Raw genomic sequence first — 19,509 nt, 5'->3', positions numbered from 1 at the left:
TCTCCTGTCCCGGGCTTATTGCGGTTCACGCTGGTGCCAGTCGGTCACCTGCTGGAATTGATGGGCGGCGTTCAGCAAACGGGCCTCGGAGAAATAATCCCCGATTATCTGAAGACCCACCGGGAGACCGTCCACGAAACCGGCCGGTACCGACATGGCCGGTACACCCGCCAGGTTGATGGCGATGGTGAATACGTCTTCCAGGTACATGGTCACAGGATCGCTGGTTTTTTCACCCTGAATAAATGCCGGCGAGGGCGTGGTGGGGCTCATCAGCACATCCACTTCCTTGAAGGCATTGATGAAATCCTGCTGGATCAGCCGCCTCACCTTCTGGGCTTTGAGATAATAGGCATCGAAATAGCCGGCAGAGAGAGCGTAGGTGCCCACGAGAATCCGACGTTTCACCTCTTCACCAAAACCCTCCGCGCGGGAGCGGGTGTAAAGATCCATCAGGTCCTTGGGATCCTCGCAGCGGTAGCCATAGCGTACCCCGTCAAAACGGGACAGGTTGGCGGACGCCTCTGCTGGAGCAATTACATAGTAGGCAGCAATCGCGAGCTTCGCGTTTGGCAGCGACACCTCTTTAACGGTGGCGCCCAGTTTCTCGTATTCCTTTACTGCGTTGCGAACCTGCTGCTCCATCGCCGGGCTTAGCTGATCGCTGAAATATTCCCTGGGCAGGCCGATTCTTAAACCTTTTAGGGGCTCGTTCAGCGTGGCGGTGTAATCCGGCACCTCGCGGTCAATAGACGTCGAGTCCTTCGGATCAAAACCTGCCATCACATTCAGCATCAGCGCATTATCTTCTGCTGTGCGAGCCATAGTGCCGCCCTGGTCGAGACTAGACGCAAAGGCAATCATCCCGTACCGGGACACCCGGCCATAAGTGGGCTTCAGGCCAGTAACACCACACAGTGCCGCTGGCTGACGGATCGAGCCGCCTGTATCCGTGGCGGTAGCCGCCGGAATCAGTCGAGCGGCAACCGCCGCAGCCGACCCGCCAGACGAACCGCCCGGCACCCGCTTGTTGCCTTCACTCAGGCCCCAGGGGTTGGTCACTGCGCCAAAATAACTGTTCTCGTTGGACGACCCCATGGCGAACTCGTCCATGTTGGTTTTGCCCAGGCACACCGCACCGGCCTGGCGGAAATTCGCCGTAACGGTGGCATCATAAGGCGGAACAAAGTTCTCCAACATCTTCGAACCGCAAGTGGTCCGAACGCCGTTGGTACAGAAAATGTCCTTGTGCGCAAACGGGATCCCCGTCCAGGGCGTCGCATTCCCCGCCGCACGCTGGTCATCCGCGACCCGGGCATCGGCCAGGGCCTGCTCTTCGGTCACGGTAATAAAGCTGTTGTACTTCGAATCTTCCCGCTTGATGCGGTCGAGGAACTCCTGGGTCAGCTCCACGCTGGAAACCTGGCCGCTCTCCAGCTCCCGGGAAAGCTCTGCTACGGATTTGTTATGCATGACTTGTCCTTTCACTCAATCACTCTGGGAACCAGATAAAGCCCGTTCTCGGTAGCCGGCGCAATCGCCTGGAACGCCTCACGCTGATTGGTCTCGGTTACCTCGTCAGCGCGCAGGCGCTGCACTGCATTCAGCGGATGGGCCATGGGCTCAACCGAATCGGTGTCGGCAGCACCCAACTGATCCACCAGATCCAGGATGTTGCCCAGATCCTTCTCCAGAGCCGAAACCTGCTCGTCATCCACACGAATGCGGGCGAGCACAGCGACTTTCTCAATGTCCTCACGGGAAATGGTCACGCATTGCCTCCCAGATAAATGAAATGTCATTAATAAATGTTTTGAAAAAAGAGGGCCGCTCTGAACTGCGGGGACGTTCGGAGATCCCTTTTCAAAACTGTAGAGGGCCAAGGATGGCCCGAAACAAGCGCACATGGACGTGCTCGTAGCGTGTTTTGAAAAGGGATCTCCGAGCGGCCCTACACCGAAGCCGGAAAATCAGGTGGACCATGGTAACAGATTCGAACAATGGCGGGAGGCCCCAGCCCATAAGGTAAATGTGTGAACCGTAAGGCTTGAGGCCCGTTAGCGCCTTGCCTGCAGGGGTGCTCACTGCTAAAGTTGCCGCATCTTTTCTTTGCGACTGCAACTCTCAGGTTGAAACTACACGAATGTTGATAAAAAGACTCCGAGGCATCTTCTCCAGCGATCTGTCCATCGACCTGGGCACCGCCAACACCCTGATCTACGTGCGTGAGCGCGGAATCGTGCTGAACGAGCCCTCGGTAGTGGCCATTCGCACCAACAACTCTCAGAAAATGGTTGCCGCTGTCGGCGCTGAAGCCAAGCGCATGCTCGGCCGTACACCGGGCAACATCACCGCTATCCGCCCCATGAAAGACGGCGTGATTGCAGATTTTGTGGTAACCGAAAAAATGCTCCAGCACTTTATTCATAAGGTGCATGAGAACAGCTTCATTACCCCGAGCCCGAGAGTGCTGGTGTGTGTTCCCAGCAAGTCCACCCAGGTAGAGCGCAAAGCCATTCGCGAATCCGCCCTCGGTGCTGGTGCCCGGGAAGTCTTCCTTATTGAAGAACCCATGGCAGCCGCTATCGGCGCCGGTCTGCCGGTTGAAGAAGCCAGCGGCTCCATGATCGTGGACATTGGTGGTGGTACCACCGAAATCGCCATTATCTCCCTGAACGGCATCGTCTACGCCGAGTCTGTGCGGGTTGGCGGTGACAAATTCGACGAAGCCATCGTAACCTACGTGCGTCGCAACTACGGCAGCCTGATCGGTGATTCTACCGCCGAGCGTATCAAGCACGAAATCGGTTGCGCATACGAAGGCCTCGAAATCCGCGAGATCGATGTGCGCGGTCGCAACCTCGCCGAAGGTGTGCCCCGGGCATTTACCCTCAACAGCGAAGAGATTCTCGACGCGCTGCAGGAATCCCTGGCGCAGATCGTTCAGACCGTCAAGAGTGCTCTGGAACAGTCTCCGCCCGAGCTGGCGTCCGACATTGCCGAGCGCGGTATTGTTCTGACCGGCGGCGGCGCACTGCTGCGCGGGCTGGACAAACTGATCAGCGAGGAAACCGGCCTGCCGGTGATTATCGCTGAAGACCCGCTGACCTGTGTGGCCCGTGGTGGCGGCAAGGCGCTGGAAGTGATTGACCGGGGTGGCATCGGAATGTTCTCCCAGGAGGGATAATCCTGTGGGGAGGGCTCGCCATTAAAACCATCTTTGTCCAGGGGCCTGTTCCCGGCTTCAGACTCCTCATTGTTCTTCTCGTATCGGCAGCCCTGGTGGTTGCCGATGCGCGTTTCGACAAGCTCTCAACGGTGCGAAGTACCATTGCAACCGGTCTGGCACCCGTGTACTGGCTGGGGAATGCGCCCTACGAATTTTCCGACTGGTTCGCCGGGCTGTTTGAAAATAAACAGGATCTTCAGGAAGAGAATGAAGATCTCCGGGCTCGTTTGCTGATCCTCGAGCGTCGCGCCCTGAAATACGCCGCGCTTGCTTCCGAGAACAACGAGCTGCGCCGCCTGATGAACTCATCAGAAGTATTGGATGACCGCGTCATCGTTGGCGAGGTGGTCGGTGTCTCCCCGGATCCCTTTTCCCACGAAATTATTATCAACAAAGGGCGCAGTGACGGCTTGTCGCCGGGCCAGGCCATTCTGGACGCCCATGGTCTGATGGGCCAGGTGGTGCAGAGCAGCCAGATTACCTCCCGCGTCTTGCTCGTCTCCGACAGCAGCCACGCCGTTCCGGTGGAGGTTGTGCGTAACGGTTTGCGCGCCATCCTGCTGGGTACCGGCGATACGGATACCCTGGATCTCGTTCATGTGCCGGATACGGCGGATATTCGCGAGGGCGACCTGCTCGTCAGTTCCGGTCTTGGTGGCCGTTTTCCGAGGGGCTACCCGGTCGCGGAAGTCAGTCGAATATCCAAAGAGCCGGGCGAACCTTTTGTCTCCATTGAAGCCACACCCAAGGCGCAACTCAACCAGAGCCGTCTGGTGCTGGTAGTATTCCCTGCGGAAAATGCCGCGCCGATCGAAACCGACGAGGGTGAGGACGCATCCGCTGCCAACGTCGCCGAAGATGCCAGCCAGGGAGGGCAGGACTGATGTTGTCCGTAATCAGCTATCCGGTCTTTGTGCTTTCCGTGATCGTTGCCCTGGTGTTCAGTATTTCCCTGTTTCCTGTGGGCTGGTTCGAGTTCCGCCCGGAGTGGTTGGGGCTGGTTGTTTTCTACTGGACATTCCGGGCTCCGGCCCAGTTCGGCATCCTGCTGGCCTGGTGTCTGGGCCTGCTTCTGGATGTGCTGGAAGCCACGCCTCTTGGCGTGAATGCCATGGCGATGGCCTTGATCGCTTTTCTGGTGCTTACTATCCACCAGCGTTTGCGCATGTATCCAATGCCCCAGCAGTGCCTGATGGTGTTCCTGTTGTTGGGCATCAATCAGATGCTGGTGCATTTTGTAAAGCAATTGCTGGGGGCTGATGATGCTGGCTTCAGCTACCTCTGGCCGGCCCTGACCAGCGCCCTGGTATGGCCGGTATTCTGTATCCTGCTGGACAACATTAACCGCAAACTGGGTTAGCCATGCCATCAATCATTCTCGCCTCGGCTTCGCCGCGCCGGGCGGAGCTGTTGCAGCAAATCGGCCTGAATTTTTCGGTTCGTCCGGCGGACATCGACGAAACACCGGAGCCCGATGAATCCCCGGAACGCTATGTGGAACGTTTGGCCCGGGAGAAGGCGCTGGTTGTGGCTGGGTCCTCACCGGAATGCCTGGTACTTGGGTCGGATACATCGGTGGTGCTCGATGGCGAGATACTCGGTAAGCCGTCAGACTTCACCGAAGCCCGGGAAACATTGGCCCGCCTCTCCGGCGCCACTCATCAAGTCATGACTGCCGTGGCGTTGGCCTCAGAAGGGCAATGCCAGTCTGTTCTGGTCATCACCGAAGTTTGTTTCAGGCAGCTTTCCAGCGCAGAGATCGACGCCTATGTGGCCAGCGGCGAACCCATGGACAAGGCCGGGAGTTATGGAATTCAGGGCCTTGGTGGTATTTTTGTTAATGAGCTCCGGGGTAGCTACAGTGCCGTGGTTGGTCTGCCGCTGCAGGAAACCGCCGCATTGCTGGCTGGTGCCGGTTACCCGGTCTGGAAAAACTGGCCGCGCAGTCTGGAGAGCCAAACATTATGAGCGAAGAGATTCTGATCAACGTCACCCCGGTGGAAACGAGGGTGGCCCTGGTTGAAAACGGCATGCTGCAGGAAGCCTATATAGAGCGCACCAGCAGGAAAGGCATTGTCGGCAACATCTACAAGGGCAAGGTGGTGCGCGTTCTACCGGGCATGGAAGCGGCGTTCGTCGATATTGGTCTGGAACGGGCCGCATTCATTCATGCGTCCGATGTGGTTCCGAGTCAGTCCAATGGCGATGAGCCCGCCGATATTCCCAAAACCGTTCCCGATATTCGAAGCCTGCTTCGGGAAGGGCAGTCACTGGTCGTCCAGGTTACCAAGGATCCGATCGGTACAAAGGGGGCCCGCCTGACCACCCAGCTTTCAATTCCGTCGCGGTATCTGGTGTTTATGCCAGGCGTTAGCCACGTTGGTATTTCGCAGCGAATTGAGGACGACACCGAGCGGGCTCGGCTGAAAACGCTCGTTGAGGAGGCCGCCGCCGAGGATCCGGATGTTCAGGGCGGCTATATTATCCGGACGGCCGCGGAAGCGGCGTCACCTGAGGATCTGATTGGCGACATGGCTTATCTGCACCGGTTAAGTCAGTCCATACACGAGCGAATTGCCCGGGTTCAGGCGCCGGCGGTTGTGTATCAGGATCTGCCGTTGTTCATTCGCACCATCCGTGACCTGATCCGGCCCCAGACCGAAAAGGTGCGTATCGACAGCCGCGAGAGTCATCAGCGGGTGATGGAGTTTGTCGAGGAGTTCGTTACGGAATTTGCCGACAAGGTCGAGTACTACCCGGGCGAGCGCCCTATATTTGACCTCTACTCGGTCGAGGACGAAATCCAGAAGGCCCTGAGCCGAAAGGTCCAGCTCAAGTCCGGTGGTTATGTGATTATCGACCAGACCGAAGCCATGACCACGATTGATATCAATACCGGGGCGTTCGTCGGGCACCGGAATCTGGAAGAAACCATCTTCAAGACCAACCTGGAAGCGGCTCGGGCCATCAGTCGTCAGCTGCGCCTGCGAAACCTGGGCGGCATTATCATCATCGATTTTATCGACATGGAAGATCCCGAGCACCAGCGCCAGGTCCACCGGATGCTGGAGAAGATGCTGGAGCGGGATCACGCCAAGACCAAGATCACCGGCGTCTCCGAGTTGGGCCTGGTGGAAATGACCCGCAAACGAACCACCGAGAGCCTTGGTCAGGTGCTCTGCGAACCTTGCCCCATCTGCGATGGACGGGGTTTTCTGAAAACCACCGAGACCGTTTGCTATGAGGTTTTCCGGGAAATTCTCCGGGTTAATCGCGCCTATGATGCCGAGAGCTATCTGGTGATGGCCTCCCAGAGCGTGGTGGATCGCCTGCTGGATGAGGAATCCGATAACGTGGCCGATCTTGAAACCTTCATCAGCAAGACCATTCGCTTCCAGGTGGAGCCCTTCTACAGCCAGGAGCAGTATGATGTTGTTCTGCTCTGATGCCGGGAAACTGCGCCGGTTACCGGGTTAAGGGGTCTGAATGTCCTCCGCTGACCACGAACCGCCGCTTCCGGAGAACCTGCCCGAGAGCCCTCCGGTTCGGCTTTTGGCGCGGCTCGCCAGCCTGATCTGGTGGATGCTGCTGACACTTCTGGTGCTGCTGGCCTTATACGCCGGTCTTGGCCGCCAACTGACCCAGAATGTGGACAGCTTTCGCGATGATCTGGCTCGTGAGCTGTCAGACCGACTGGGCCATGATGTCAGCATCGGTGGCCTTTCATCCCAGTGGTACTGGCTCGACCCCGCCTTTACGGCCAGCGACATTCAGGTCACTCACCCTGACACCGGAATTGTCGTTGCCAACCTTCAGCATCTGAATATCCGCTTTGCTGCACTGGCCTCGTTGATGCGTCTGAGGATTGTCTTTGAGGACTTCCAGGCAGACGGTCTGGAACTGACCGTGAATCAGGAGCGCGGCGGTGATGTCGCGGTGAGAGGCGCAGAAATACCGGAACCGGTCAGCAATCAGTTGCAGGAGTGGCTGGAGCTTGCCGGTGACTGGCTCTCTGATCCTTACGCCAAGATTACCCGCGTCAATCTTGGTATCCGGGATAACCAGGGCAACCTGCGCCATCTGGATATTCCCCAGCTGGATCTCGACTACCGCCGTGGATTGTTCCACGCATCCGGCCGTGCCATGCAATCTGGTACTACCCAGCAGCTGGCCAGTTTTGCCCTCGTGGGCCAGCATTTTTTCCGGGGTGACTTTACCGGCCAGTTGTACCTTGGCGTCGATTCCGGCCGGCTGTTCGACGGGCTGGTTGACGAGTACCAGTGGCGATCCCTCCGGCTGGAAGGCTTCGATCTTGGTGGTGAAGCCTGGCTTACGTTCCGCAACGGTTTGCTGCAACAGGTGACCGGTACGGTGCGGACCCCCTATCTGCAGTTGGGTGTAGGCTCTCAATCCCTGGCGCCACTGGAAGACATCCGCGCGAGATTTGGCTGGCGTCGCCACGATACGGTGATGACCGATGAGACAGTGGTCGAATCCGGGGCCTTCGCCCTTGGCGAGTGGCATCTGAAGCAGCTCCAGTGGACCTGGGACGGCGATGTGGTTTCACCTTTCAGTCTGAGGCTGGCGCCGTCGGAGGGAGGCATGTCCGTCATTGCCGACGCCCTTCCGCTTGCGCCCACACGTCGCCTCGCTGCGCGGCTTCCGTTATTGCCGGAGCGTGCACTCCGGGCCCTGCAGGACTATCGGCCCGGTGGCTTTCTGGACCAGTTGAGAATCTTCTTCCCCGAGGGCGCCCCGGAAGACTTTCAGCTTTCCGGCCGGTTGCGTGACGTTAGTGTTCGGGCCCACGGCGGCGCGCCCGGCGTTACCTCTGTAAACGGAGACATCGCTCTGGACCGGCAAAGAGGCTATGTCCGGATTGCCGCCGGCGAGTCGCCCGTTTCTCTGGATTTTCCCCAGCTTTTCGGGGGCGCCTGGTCATTCCCCGTACTTGAGGGCGAAGTGGCCTGGCTGCTGGATGGCGCTATTACCCGTGTGTTTTCGGATGGCGTACGGATGCGTTACGGCGAGGCCACCGAACTGGACGGTGCTTTTGACCTCAGGATGGATCGAGAGGGTGAAGACAATCTGGGGCTCAAAGTGTCGGTGAAAAACGGCAACGCCGACATGCTGGCAGATTTCGTTCCGGTTAAGGCGGTAAACCCCGGTTTGTACGATTGGCTCACGACCGCCATTCTCGAGGCCGATATTACCTCAGGGACGTTTTTCGGCCATGGTCAGATAGGTTTTGGTGCACCCCGGGGCTCCTTCGTCACCTCAATGATCTATGAATTCGATCAGGCATCTGTCCGCTACGATGACGCCTGGCCGGAGGTCACAGGTGCCCGGGGCAGTGTCAGGGTTCACAATGGCGACACGCTGGTTCGACTCGAAGCAGGTCAGACCGGTGGCCTGGATCTCGATCCCGGGACGGTTCGCGTGGAGCCCTCCGATCAAGGCACACGGATAAGGGTGGATACCTCGGCACGGGTGCCCGGCGAATCGGTCGGGTTCTGGATGGAAAATAGCCCCCTGGGTGATATGGCAGGCACAGAGGCCCAGAAGCTTGAATATGGTGGTGAGTATCAGCTGGACCTTGGTGTCGACTTGCCATTGGGGACGGAGCAGCCAACCGTGGTTGAGGCAAAAATTGCCGCACAGGAAGGCACCGTCTCCTACCCCTCGGCAGGGTTGGCCTGGCGGTCGGTTCAGGGTGAACTGACCTACCACAGCGAAAACGGCTTCTCCGGTGGCCCTTTGACTGCCGAATTTTTCGATGAACCGGTAACCATTGCCTTCAGCAAGTCCCGGGCGGGCAATGCCCTTACCATCCGGCAGTCGGGAACGCTACCGGTGCCCGGGGTGTTTGAGCAGGCGGGACTTGAGACCAGTTCGGGTTTTGGTTTGCAGGGCAATGTTACCTATACCGCGGACCTGGACGTGGGATCGGATTCAACGTCGGGCATCCGCGTGCGGTCCACTCTTGAGGGGCTGGCGGTTGACTGGCCGGAGCCACTGTCAAAAACGGCGGATGAGGCAGCACCGCTGCGGGCAACCATCAATCCCTCGGCCGCCGGCGGGCTTGGCATTACGGGCGACTGGGAAAACCGCGCAACGTTCGATCTGTTATGGAAAGAGACCGGGTTTGATTTGCGTCTTGGCCGCCTGCACCTTGGCCCGCAGGTGTTGAACGATATTGATATCAATGCCCTCGATCTTGGTGACCGGTGGGTGGTGACCACCAGCTCGCAACGCGCCGAAGGCCGACTGACAATTCCGCAAAATGGCGACACGGTGAAGGCCGATTTTCAGGTGTTACGGCTCGTGCGCAGTGAAACACCCCCTGAGGATTCGCCGGAATTACTCACCCTCGAAGAGCAGCTTGAGGCGTTCCGCGCGCTGGATATGGGAAACTGGCCGGATATCGATGTCTCGATTGCGGAACTGCAACTGAACGACGAATCGTTGGGACAGTGGGCCTTCCGGCTCCGCCCCGAACCTTTTCGGTTGCAGGTAAATGACATCGAGGGGCGCCTGAATTCCCTGACACTGCTGGGCGACATGAGCTGGAGCATCGTCGGAGACCGGGAAACCAGCCGGTTTACAGGTTCCATCAGCGGGGGTGCGCTCGCGGATCTGAACGAGCTCCTCGACACTGAAATGCCGGTCACTAACGAGGGGACCAACATAGAGCTGGATCTGGACTGGCCCGGCCGTCCGGATGAGCTTTCCATACCGGAGCTCAGTGGCTCGGTCAGTCTAAGGCTGGATGAGGGTGTGATCCTGGAGCGAAACAACACGGCGCAACTGTTCCGGGTGTTCAATCTGCTGAACTCTGACACCCTATGGCGCCGGTTGAAGCTCGACTTTTCCGATCTGTATGAGCGTGGGGTGGCATTCGACGCGATCTCGGGCAAGGCGCAGATCATCAATGGCTTGCTGACCATGGATCCCGAACTGCAAATAGTGGGCCCATCCGGCGCCTTCAAACTCAGTGGCACGACCAATATGGCCAGCGAGGAGCTGGATATGCGGCTTGTGGTTGTGTTGCCCCTGACTCAGAATCTGCCATTGGCGGCGCTGCTCATGGGTGCCGGTGCGCCGATCGGCGGCGCCTTGTTTGTGCTGGACAAGATTCTGGGCGATCCTTTGAGCAGGCTGACAAGCGCAACCTACAGCGTGACCGGCTCATGGGACGAGCCGGAAGTGAATCTGCAACGGGTTTTTGACACCGGCGAATAACTTTTCTGTTTGGCAATATCGGAGGCAGTCATGAACAAGCGTGTTTCCAACCGGGTCGCAGCCATCCAGATGGTCAGCGGTCATGACATTGACGCCAATCTGCGCGAAGCGGAACAGCTGCTGGCCCGGGCTGCCGAGCAGGGCGCCTCGGTCGCCGTACTGCCTGAGAATTTTGCGGTTCTGGCCACCAGTCAGATGATTGATCGTGGTCGCCAGGAGGCGGGGGCCGAGCCTGTCATAAGAACCTTCCTGGCCGAACAGGCCCGGAAACTGGGGCTCTGGATCGTTGGCGGATCGATGCCCGTGGCCAAACGACCGGACGGCTCAGATCTGGAGGATCGGGTCAGGGCAACCTGCATTGTCTTTGATGACCAGGGTGAGGAAGTTGCCCGTTACGACAAGATTCACCTGTTTGATGCCATGGTGGAAGACGCCCATGGTCAATACCGTGAATCGGACACCTTCGAGCCCGGCGAACAGATAGTGACCGTGGATACGCCCGCGGGCAAGCTGGGGTTGGCGATCTGCTACGATCTTCGCTTTCCGGAGCTGTTCAGGCTGCTGCGTGAGCAGGATGTCGACTGGATTTGCCTTCCGAGCGCTTTCACCTGGCAGACCGGTGATGCCCACTGGTACCCCCTGATCCGGGCCCGCGCGATCGAGAACCAGGTATGGTTAGTGGCACCTGGCCAGGGTGGCCAGAACAGCGAGCGCCGTCGCACCTATGGCCACAGCCTGATCTGTGATCCCTGGGGGCGGATCGTGACGGAAATGGGGGAAGGCCCGGGCCTGGTCACCGCCGAACTGGACGCCGATCAGGTAGCCAATCTGCGCGCCCGGATGCCGGTGTGGGAGCACCGCCGGCTCAAAGGTTGAACCAACGGCTCACATGGCCTCGGCGTCATCGATGCACTCCCTGAGATAACGGAACAGTTTCCGGGCCTGGCCGGTGTTCTTCTGTTTTTCGACGTCTTTTCGGGCGTTTCGAGCAAGGTTTCGCAGGTGCTGCATATCGGCAGTGGGGCAGTAGCTGAAGAACTCGCCAACAACGGAATCGCCTTCGGCAATCATCCGGTCCCGCCAGCGTTCCGCCAGGTGGTGTCTGCGGGTGTGTTCTTCGCTACCGGCATCGAAGGCGTCGATGGCTTTCGCCAGGGCTTCAGGATCATCTTCCTGTCGGATGACCTTACCGATGTATTGCAGGTGCCGTCGTTTGGCCTCGTTCTGGCGGATACGGCGGGATTCCTCGATCGCGGCGCGGAGGGTCTCGCTGATTGGCAAGGTTTCCAGCTGATCGTTGCTCAGGTCCAGCATCCGCTTGCCCAGATCCTGCAGGGCATGCATTTCCCGTTTCAGCTGGGATTTGCTGGGGCCGTCGTATTCCGGCGCGTCGTTGTCTTGATGGTCTTTCATAAATCCGAGATCCGCTTAAGCGTAGAAAATCGTCGCGAGGCCAAGAAAGGCCATGAACCCGACTACATCGGTCACAGTCGTGAGAATCACGCTGCCTGCCAGGGCCGGATCAATATTGCGAGATTTGAGAAACAGTGGCAGAACCGTGCCAACCAGCGCTGCGGCGACAAGATTGATCACCAGCGCGGCAGCAATGATCGCGCCGATCATCACATCCTGGAACCAGAGCATGGCTGCACCCGCCACCACGGCGGCCCAGAGCAGGCCGTTCAGTATCCCTGACAGAAATTCCCGGTTCAGCAGCCAGCCTACGTTGGCGCCGCTGATCTGCCCCACGGCCATACCGCGAATCACCAGTGTAAGCGTCTGACTACCAGCAATGCCGCCCATACTGGCAACAATTGGCATCAGCACTGCGAGCGCCACCACTTTGGCGATCGTGTCTTCAAATAGCCCGATGACGGCGGAGGCGGTCAGTGCCGTAATCAGGTTGATGCCCAGCCAGACGGCACGGCGACGGGTGGTTTTCCACACCGGCGCAAAGGTGTCCTCGTCTTCGTCCAGACCCGCCATACTCATCAGTGAGTGGTCCGCATCCTCCCGGATAACGTCAACCACGTCATCGATGGTGATCCGACCCAGCAGGCGGCCCTCCTCGTTTACCACCGGCGCCGAGATCAGGTCGTAGCGTTCAAACAATGTCGCTACCTTGGTGTCGGAGAGGCTCACGGGAATGGGCTCGATGTCGGTATCCATGACTTCCCGCACGGTGGAGGCGGGGTTGGAGACCAGCATTTTCGTGATGGGCAGCATGCCAATGAAATCGTCCCGGCGGCTGACCACGATCAGGCTGTCGGTCATGGGTGGCAGGGTGCGGTGCCTGCGAAGGTAGCGGAGCACAACATCGATACTGATGTCCGGGCGCACCGTAATGGTGTCCGTGTTCATCAGACCGCCGGCGGTGTCCTCCGGATAGGAGAGAACTTCCTCCACCCGTTGCCGGTCCTGCTCGTCCATGGTCTCCAGGACTTCCTGGATGACCGTATCCGGCAGCTGCTGCAGCAGGTCGGCCAGGTCGTCTGACTCGAAATCCTCGATGATGTCCGCCAGTTCCTGAGCGTTCAGCTGGCTCAGGAAGTAGCCTCGGATATCATCACTGAGATACTGGAGAACCTCGCCTTCGAGGTCTTTGTCCACCAGGTTCCACAGCAGGGCCCGCTGCCGGGGCGGTGAGGACTCCAGCAAATGGGCAATATCACTGGGGCTCAGGCCACCGTTCAGGATGCGGGCAACCTGCTTCAGTGCGCCACTGTCCAGCGCTTCGCTCAGGGAACGAAGACGCTGGCGGGCCTGGCTTTTTTCCAGAATATCGGTCATGTGTTTATTTTACTCACCCTCACCGAAATAGTCGTTAATCAGTTCCACCAATGCTTCGATGGCCTGTTCCTCATCCGGTCCGTCGGCAATGAGCTCCACATCGGTTCCTTTGCTGGCGGCCAGCATCATCACCTGCATGATGTTCTTCGCGTCCACATCCCGGCCTTTGCCGCTGATACGCACGCTGCTGTCGTATTCCGATGCCGTGTTGACCAGCTTCGCAGTGGCGCGCGCATGCAGGCCCAGTTTGTTGATGATGGTAATGGGGCGGCGAATCATGGCTTGATCAGATCTCTTCCCGGGTCTGCAGGTGTGGCAGCTCGGTGTGCCGCACTTGCACATTGCTGTACCGTTGCCGGAAGTACTCACCCAACTGCTCGCACACATACACCGACCGGTGCTGGCCGCCGGTACAGCCAATGGAAATGGTCATATAGCTGCGGTTACTGTCTGCAAAGGAGGGCAGCCAGGTATCCAGAAATGATTTCAGGTCCTCGATCATCTTCCGGCTTGCCGGTTCTTTTTCCAGAAACTCGATAACCGGCTGATCCGTCCCGACATACTTGCGGAGGCTGGTATCCCAGTAGGGGTTGGGCAGGCAGCGGACATCGAAAACGTAGTCGGAATCCAGCGGCACGCCGTGTTTGAAGCCGAATGACTGAAACAGGAGAGCCAGTTCCTGATCTTTTCGACCGACCACGCGCTGCTTGACCATGTCCCGCAGCTCGTACATGGACATGCCGGTGGTATTTACGTAAAGATCGGAAAGCTTGGAGAGGGGCTCCAGCAGTTTCTTCTCGCTGGTAATGGCTTCCCGGAGAGAGGTCCTGTCGTCACTCAACGGATGCTTTCTGCGGGTGGCGTGAAAACGCTGCAGAAGCGACTGCTCGTCGGCGTCCAGGAAGATGATTTCAACGGTAACCCCGGTTTCCTGGAGGCGCCGGTAGATCTCCTCGAAATTGGCCAGCTCGCCGGAAAGGTTCCGCGCATCGATACTGACGGCCATCTTGCCCAGTCGACCAGGCCTGGTCTGGCTGGCGGCTTCCCGTGTGAGGGGGAAGAGCAGGCCAATAGGAAGATTGTCGATGCAATAAAACCCGAGGTCCTCCAGCACATGAAGTGCGGTACTCTTGCCCGAACCGGACCTGCCACTGACGATAATCAGCTTCATGACCACCTTACCTCCACTGCAGTGAATATCAGCCGCCTGAGGCGGTCATGCGCTGGTACAGCGTGCTGGCGTCCTCGGATTGCCGGAGGCGATCACAGAACGACCGCTCATTGAACTTTTCAGCCAGTTGGCTGAGCAGCTCCAGGTGTTCGCTCGTTGCTTCCTTCGGGACGATCAGGGCGAAAATCAGATCCACCGGCTGATTGTCGATAGCATCGAATTCGACGCTTTCTTCCAGCGTCATCAGCACGCCCACCACGTGATCAAGTCCTTCCAGACGGCAGTGGGGAATGGCGATTCCCTGGCCAATGCCGGTGCTGCCCAGGCGCTCGCGGGAAATCAGGTTGTTGAAGAGCTGGGTCTCGCTGAGCGTGTTGTCCTGATGGTTTATCTGCTCGGCAATAAACTCCAGGGCCCGTTTCTTGCTGGACGCAGCTACCCTGCAGAGGGTGAGCTCCGGAGCAAGAATGTTCTCTATGGTCAGGGATGTGTCGCTCATGGATCGACTGCGTTTCCGTTAAAAAAAAGGCTGCGACACGTTACTCATGTCGCAGCTCGATTAGATGAATTGCATGAAAACAGTCAGTTAGCGAGAGCCGTTTCCGTGCATCCGGTCTACATTCTTTTCCTTGTGCTTGAGGATCTGACGGTCAAGCTTGTCGATCAGGGCATCGATGGCTGCGTACATATCCTCATTTTCTGCCTTTGCGTGAATCTCACCACCAACCACGTGCAGCGTGGCTTCCGCAATCTGGCGCACCTTCTCCACTTCCAGGGTTACCTGGCAGTTGCTGATGTGGTCAAAGTGACGCTCGAGCTTCTGGAACTTCTCTGAAACATAATCCTTCAGTGCGGGAGTAAGTTCTACGTGATGGCCTGAAATATTGAGTTGCATAGGCGTCTCCTGTTGTCATCGTTCCGGCTCCCGGGAGCCGGTCTGGGTGCTGGCGCATTGTGCGCCGGCAAATAGTACGTTGCGCCCGGACCCCGGGGTGTTCAGACCAGCCGCTTGCGTTCGTTCGAAGGCGGAATGTGCATGGCCTCCCGGTACTTGGCAACGGTGCGTCGCGCAACCTTGATTCCCTGTTCTCCTAGCATGGCTGCAATTTTACTGTCGCTCAACGGCTTTTTGGGCGTTTCCGCGGCAATCAGCTTTTTGATCATCGCGCGGATCGCCGTGGAAGAACATTCACCGCCTTCGTCAGTGCTGACATGGCTGGAGAAGAAATATTTCAGCTCGAAAATTCCCCGGGGGGTGTGCATGTATTTCTGGGTGGTGACCCGGGAAATCGTGGACTCATGCATCTCAACCGCCTGGGCGATATCAGAGAGGATCAGCGGTTTCATGGCTTCTTCACCCTGATCCAGGAATCCTTGCTGGTGCTCGACAATACGGGTCGCCACTTTCAGCAGGGTTTCATTGCGGCTCTGCAGGCTCTTGATAAACCATTTCGCCTCCTGCAACTGATCCCGCAGGTAGGTGTTGTCGGCACTGCTGTCCGCACGCCTTATAAGAGAAGCATAGCTGGCATTGACCCGGATGCGCGGTGCAATTTCAGGATTCAGCTCAACACGCCAGCGGCCATTGTGTTTGCGAACGATCACGTCCGGAATCACATAATCGGGTTCGGCCCGGTCAATGACATCGCCCGGCCGCGGATTCAGGCCGGTGATCAGCGCCAGGACATCCCGCAACTGGTCTTCTTTCAGGCGGCTGCGGCGCAGCAACTGGGCGTAATCGCGGTTGCCCAGCAGGTTGATGTAATGGGTAATTACAAGGCGTGCCTGGGCCAGCCAGGGTGTTTCCGGCGGCAGCTGGTTGAGCTGGATCAGCAGGCATTCCTGTAGGTCCCGGGCAAACACGCCGGGCGGATCAAAGTGTTGCAGGCGGTGAAGCACGGCTTCCACTTCATCCAGTTCAAGGGGGTCTTCATCGTTCTCATCCAGCAGTCCGGCGTGGATTTCCTCCAGCGGGCTGGTGATATAGCCCCGTTCGTCCACTGCATCCATCAGGGCATGGGCAATGGCCTGGTCCCGTTCACTGAGGTGCGTCAGATTGAGCTGCCATTCCAGGTGATCCTGAAGCGTTTCGGTCGGGGAATTACGGGTTTCGAAATCGTGATCGTTTTCGTCGTCGTTGCGGGCTGCCGGCGCTGGTGCGGACTGGTAGATGTCGTCCCAGGCGGTATCAACCGGCAGATCGTCCGGAATGTTGTCAGGAATCTCGTTCTCCGAGGACCAGTCCGGGCCGTTCTCGGATTCATCCCAGTCGCTGGCCGGTTCCGGGGCAGCTTCAGCGGCGGACTCGGTGGCGTTGGCCTCGCGCTCGTCGTTTTCGCTGGCTGCGTCGGTCTGGTCATCGTCCTCGGAGGTCTCCAGCATGGGGTTGGATTCCAGTGCCTGCTGGATTTCCTGCTGGAGGTCGAGAGTGGAGAGCTGGAGAAGCCGGATCGCCTGTTGCAGCTGGGGCGTCATGGTCAGGCTTTGACCCAGCTTTAACTGTAAGGAGGCTTTCATAACCATGGTTCAGGATCCGTCACTCATCAGCGCGTTGTGTCATAAGTCGTGAAAAAATCTTTATATGCCGGTTACTTGCCGTGATTTTAATTTACCCTAGCAAGTTCTTTGCCGAGTTTACTTGCTACAGATCATCAAAACAATCAGCCATTGGGTGTCAGAGTCTGAATTCGTCGCCGAGATAGACTTCCTTGACCTGCTGGTTGGCCAGGATGGCGTCGGCATTGCCGGAGGCGATGATGTGGCCGCCGGAAACAATGTAGGCATTCTCGCAGATGTCCAGGGTCTCACGCACGTTGTGGTCGGTGATCAAAACGCCAATGCCTTTGTCCCGAAGGTGCCGGATGATGTGTTTGATGTCACTGACGGATATGGGGTCCACACCGGCGAAGGGCTCATCCAGCAGGATGAAAGCCGGCTCCATGGCCAGGGCCCGGGCAATTTCCACCCGTCGCCGCTCACCACCGGACAGGGCCATACCAACGCTGTCCCGTATATGGGTGATGTGGAATTCCTCCAGCAGCTCCTCGAGCTTTTTCTGCCGGTCTGCCTTGGTCAGGCCCTGCCGCGTCTCAAGGATCGCCATGATGTTGTCGCGCACAGACAGTTTGCGGAAAACCGAGGCTTCCTGTGGCAGATAGCCGATGCCTTGGCGGGCCCGACCGTGCATCGGCAGCGGCGTGATATCCCGGCTGTCGATAGTTATCCGCCCGTGATCGGCAGGTACCAGCCCCACGATCATGTAGAAACAGGTGGTTTTCCCGGCGCCGTTGGGGCCTAGCAGTCCAACAATTTCCCCGCTTCGGATTTCCAGGGACACATCGATAACCACTTTTTTCTGTTTGTAACTCTTTGCCAGGTTACTGGCTCTCAGAACTGCCATCGGTTTCCTGTTTGTCAGTGCGTCTGTCGGCGCTTCGCGGCTGGATCACCATTTCTACCCGGCCAGTGCCATCGCCGGTCTCGGCGCCGCCTTCTGCGGTTACAACGCGGCCAGCGGTATCATAGTGAATCACGTCGCCGCGGAACAGGTTGCCATTCTGCTCAATCACCGCTTCCCGTTCAAAGGTCAGCTGGCTGTCGGTGGCGGACCAGGTAATATTCAGGGCGCGGGCGTCGGTTTCACCTCCACCTTCGCGCGCCGGTTGCCTGTATCTTGCGGGGGTTCCGGAGGCCTCGATGCGGCTCAGGCCGTTCTCTGTACGGTACAGGACCACACGCTCCGCGTTCAGGCGGGTATTGCCTTGTTCAAGTTCCACATCGCCGGTGTAAGTGGCAATGCCCTGGCCATCGTCCAGGCGGGCGTTGTCGGCGGTAACCTTGATGGGGATGTCGGAATCAAGGTCGAAAGCCGCCACCGGGCCAGCCATTGCGACTGTCAGCAGGGCGGCCAGCAGGCTCCGGTATCGGTTAGTTTCCGGTTTCATAGCGTCCTTCCACCTGGGAGTTCAGTTCCAGAATCCGCTCGTCAATCCACGCTTTCATGCCCGTGGCCCGGGTTATGCCGGTAACGTCGCGTATTTCTACGGGTGCGTCTGTATATACCATGCCCCGGTCATTATCCAGCGTCAGTGTTGATGTTGTCAGAGTGGCGTCCCGTTCACCAATACTGCGCTGAATCCGGACATTGTCAGTGAGATAGACCAGGTTCTGGTTCTGCAGCAGGCTGCCATTCTCGGCTTCAACAATCCAGGGCAGAACATTGTCGCCGCCATACAGTTCGGCACGGGGAGACTCCATGGTGGCCAGGTTACCTTCTTCAAACTGCTCAATGCGGGGGCTGGAGAACCGGATTTTCAGCTTGCCCGATTCGTCGAATGACGTGTAATTGCCATTGACCACAAAGCCGTCCGGTTCGGCATCGCCCCGCAGTGCGGCTGCCTCATCATCAATGACCGGCGGTTCATCGCTTTGCCAGAGCAAAAAGACCGCGGCCACCACGGTGCCAGCCAGCGCCAGTGTTCGCAGCCAGGGCCTGTCCGGGAGCCAGTTCACGCCTTGAGCTCCAGGTAGGGTGCAAGCGCAGCATCCAGCTTGCCATGGGCAGTCAGCAGCAGGTCGCAGGCTTCTCGCACCGCGCCCTCGCCACCCCGGGTTCGGGTGCAGTAATCGGCATGTTGCTGCACCAGCCAGTAACCATTGGGTACGGTGATTCCCAGCCCGGCAAACCGGAGCGCCGGCAGGTCTGGCAGATCATCACCCATGTAGGCGATGGCCTCAGGGCTGAGATCCATGGTGCTGACCAGTTCCTGCAGGGCCACTTTCTTGTCCTCACGCCCCTGCATCAGATGGGGGATGCCCAGATCCCGCATGCGCTTTTCGGTCAGGGGTGACTTCCGACCGGTAATAACGGCGACAGTAATGCCGGCTGCCATGAGTTGTTTGAGTCCCAGGCCGTCCAGGATGTTGAACGTCTTGAGTTCATCACCGTTGGCGCTGAAGTAAAGCTTGCCATCGCTCATGATGCCGTCCACATCCAGTGCGATCAGTCGAATTTTGGCGGCTTTTTCCAGCAGTGGCTCAGGCCATTGATGCTTCATGTTGAAAAACTCCTCATGGC

At 58.4% G+C, this 19,509-nt stretch carries 20 protein-coding genes; 7 read left to right on the top strand and 13 right to left on the bottom strand.

Annotation, left to right across the window (positions count from 1 at the left end):
• Positions 1 to 15: 15 nt before the first annotated feature.
• Together gatA and gatC are read right to left on the bottom strand one after the other, a co-directional pair.
• A complete protein-coding gene (gatA, locus tag ACGK9W_RS10175; protein WP_008170131.1) occupies positions 16 to 1,473 on the bottom strand; it encodes an Asp-tRNA(Asn)/Glu-tRNA(Gln) amidotransferase subunit GatA in 1,458 nt (485 codons plus the stop codon).
• Positions 1,474 to 1,484: 11 nt separating this feature from the next.
• Positions 1,485 to 1,772, bottom strand: coding sequence for an Asp-tRNA(Asn)/Glu-tRNA(Gln) amidotransferase subunit GatC (gatC, locus tag ACGK9W_RS10170; protein ID WP_008170132.1), 288 nt, complete (start codon positions 1,770 to 1,772; stop codon positions 1,485 to 1,487).
• Between the two features lie 374 nt (positions 1,773 to 2,146).
• Here gatC and ACGK9W_RS10165 point away from each other — a divergent pair, with 374 nt between their 5' ends.
• The 7 genes from ACGK9W_RS10165 to ACGK9W_RS10135 all read left to right on the top strand — a co-directional run bounded on the left by ACGK9W_RS10165 (position 2,147) and on the right by ACGK9W_RS10135 (position 11,347).
• Entirely contained in the window at positions 2,147 to 3,187 is a 1,041-nt protein-coding gene (locus ACGK9W_RS10165) for a rod shape-determining protein (RefSeq protein ID WP_008170134.1), read from the top strand.
• A gap of 92 nt (positions 3,188 to 3,279) precedes the next feature.
• The gene (gene mreC, locus ACGK9W_RS10160) at positions 3,280 to 4,113 is read left to right on the top strand and encodes a rod shape-determining protein MreC (RefSeq protein ID WP_405421036.1); all 834 of its coding nucleotides are present in this window, start codon (positions 3,280 to 3,282) and stop codon (positions 4,111 to 4,113) included.
• Positions 4,113 to 4,589: a rod shape-determining protein MreD gene (gene mreD / locus ACGK9W_RS10155; RefSeq protein ID WP_053112679.1), complete on the top strand. Its 477-nt coding sequence runs from the start codon at positions 4,113 to 4,115 to the stop codon at positions 4,587 to 4,589. The genes mreC and mreD overlap by 1 nt, the downstream gene beginning before the upstream one ends.
• A 2-nt stretch (positions 4,590 to 4,591) precedes the next feature.
• Positions 4,592 to 5,197: a nucleoside triphosphate pyrophosphatase gene (locus tag ACGK9W_RS10150; protein ID WP_053112678.1), complete on the top strand. Its 606-nt coding sequence runs from the start codon at positions 4,592 to 4,594 to the stop codon at positions 5,195 to 5,197.
• A complete protein-coding gene (gene rng, locus ACGK9W_RS10145; protein WP_053112677.1) occupies positions 5,194 to 6,675 on the top strand; it encodes a ribonuclease G in 1,482 nt (493 codons plus the stop codon). Before ACGK9W_RS10150 ends, rng begins: the two co-directional genes overlap by 4 nt.
• A gap of 40 nt (positions 6,676 to 6,715) precedes the next feature.
• Positions 6,716 to 10,471, top strand: a complete 3,756-nt coding sequence (locus tag ACGK9W_RS10140) for a YhdP family protein (RefSeq protein ID WP_405420819.1) — start codon at positions 6,716 to 6,718, stop codon at positions 10,469 to 10,471.
• Between the two features lie 30 nt (positions 10,472 to 10,501).
• Entirely contained in the window at positions 10,502 to 11,347 is an 846-nt protein-coding gene (locus ACGK9W_RS10135; RefSeq protein WP_008170148.1) for a carbon-nitrogen hydrolase family protein, read from the top strand.
• Between the two features lie 9 nt (positions 11,348 to 11,356).
• Here ACGK9W_RS10135 and yjgA read toward each other — a convergent pair whose 3' ends face one another.
• From yjgA to ACGK9W_RS10080, 11 genes are all read right to left on the bottom strand, one after another.
• A complete protein-coding gene (yjgA, locus tag ACGK9W_RS10130) occupies positions 11,357 to 11,884 on the bottom strand; it encodes a ribosome biogenesis factor YjgA (protein ID WP_008170149.1) in 528 nt (175 codons plus the stop codon).
• 15 nt (positions 11,885 to 11,899) lie between these two features.
• Positions 11,900 to 13,261, bottom strand: coding sequence for a magnesium transporter (gene mgtE / locus ACGK9W_RS10125; RefSeq protein WP_008170150.1), 1,362 nt, complete (start codon positions 13,259 to 13,261; stop codon positions 11,900 to 11,902).
• 9 nt (positions 13,262 to 13,270) lie between these two features.
• Positions 13,271 to 13,540, bottom strand: a complete 270-nt coding sequence (locus ACGK9W_RS10120; RefSeq protein ID WP_008170151.1) for an HPr family phosphocarrier protein — start codon at positions 13,538 to 13,540, stop codon at positions 13,271 to 13,273.
• A gap of 7 nt (positions 13,541 to 13,547) precedes the next feature.
• On the bottom strand, positions 13,548 to 14,432 hold the full coding sequence (gene rapZ, locus ACGK9W_RS10115) for an RNase adapter RapZ (protein ID WP_008170152.1): 885 nt from the start codon (positions 14,430 to 14,432) through the stop codon (positions 13,548 to 13,550).
• A gap of 28 nt (positions 14,433 to 14,460) precedes the next feature.
• Positions 14,461 to 14,931: a PTS IIA-like nitrogen regulatory protein PtsN gene (gene ptsN / locus ACGK9W_RS10110; protein WP_008170153.1), complete on the bottom strand. Its 471-nt coding sequence runs from the start codon at positions 14,929 to 14,931 to the stop codon at positions 14,461 to 14,463.
• An 87-nt stretch (positions 14,932 to 15,018) separates the two neighbouring features.
• The gene (gene hpf, locus ACGK9W_RS10105) at positions 15,019 to 15,327 is read right to left on the bottom strand and encodes a ribosome hibernation promoting factor (protein ID WP_092030976.1); all 309 of its coding nucleotides are present in this window, start codon (positions 15,325 to 15,327) and stop codon (positions 15,019 to 15,021) included.
• A gap of 101 nt (positions 15,328 to 15,428) precedes the next feature.
• On the bottom strand, positions 15,429 to 16,955 hold the full coding sequence (locus ACGK9W_RS10100; RefSeq protein ID WP_273071640.1) for an RNA polymerase factor sigma-54: 1,527 nt from the start codon (positions 16,953 to 16,955) through the stop codon (positions 15,429 to 15,431).
• Between the two features lie 151 nt (positions 16,956 to 17,106).
• On the bottom strand, positions 17,107 to 17,832 hold the full coding sequence (gene lptB / locus ACGK9W_RS10095) for an LPS export ABC transporter ATP-binding protein (RefSeq protein WP_405420812.1): 726 nt from the start codon (positions 17,830 to 17,832) through the stop codon (positions 17,107 to 17,109).
• Positions 17,810 to 18,376, bottom strand: coding sequence for a lipopolysaccharide transport periplasmic protein LptA (gene lptA / locus ACGK9W_RS10090; protein WP_405420809.1), 567 nt, complete (start codon positions 18,374 to 18,376; stop codon positions 17,810 to 17,812). Before lptA ends, lptB begins: the two co-directional genes overlap by 23 nt.
• Positions 18,360 to 18,944 carry an LPS export ABC transporter periplasmic protein LptC gene (lptC, locus tag ACGK9W_RS10085; RefSeq protein ID WP_014577737.1) on the bottom strand — a complete coding sequence of 195 codons (585 nt, stop codon included), beginning with the start codon at positions 18,942 to 18,944 and terminating at the stop codon, positions 18,360 to 18,362. The genes lptA and lptC overlap by 17 nt, the downstream gene beginning before the upstream one ends.
• Positions 18,941 to 19,489, bottom strand: coding sequence for a KdsC family phosphatase (locus ACGK9W_RS10080; protein ID WP_405420807.1), 549 nt, complete (start codon positions 19,487 to 19,489; stop codon positions 18,941 to 18,943). The genes lptC and ACGK9W_RS10080 overlap by 4 nt, the downstream gene beginning before the upstream one ends.
• Positions 19,490 to 19,509: the final 20 nt, after the last annotated feature.

Origin of the sequence: Marinobacter flavimaris (assembly GCF_045057155.1) — a bacterium.
Classification (GTDB): domain Bacteria; phylum Pseudomonadota; class Gammaproteobacteria; order Pseudomonadales; family Oleiphilaceae; genus Marinobacter; species Marinobacter manganoxydans.
This window is presented reverse-complemented; position numbering and strand designations above follow the sequence as displayed.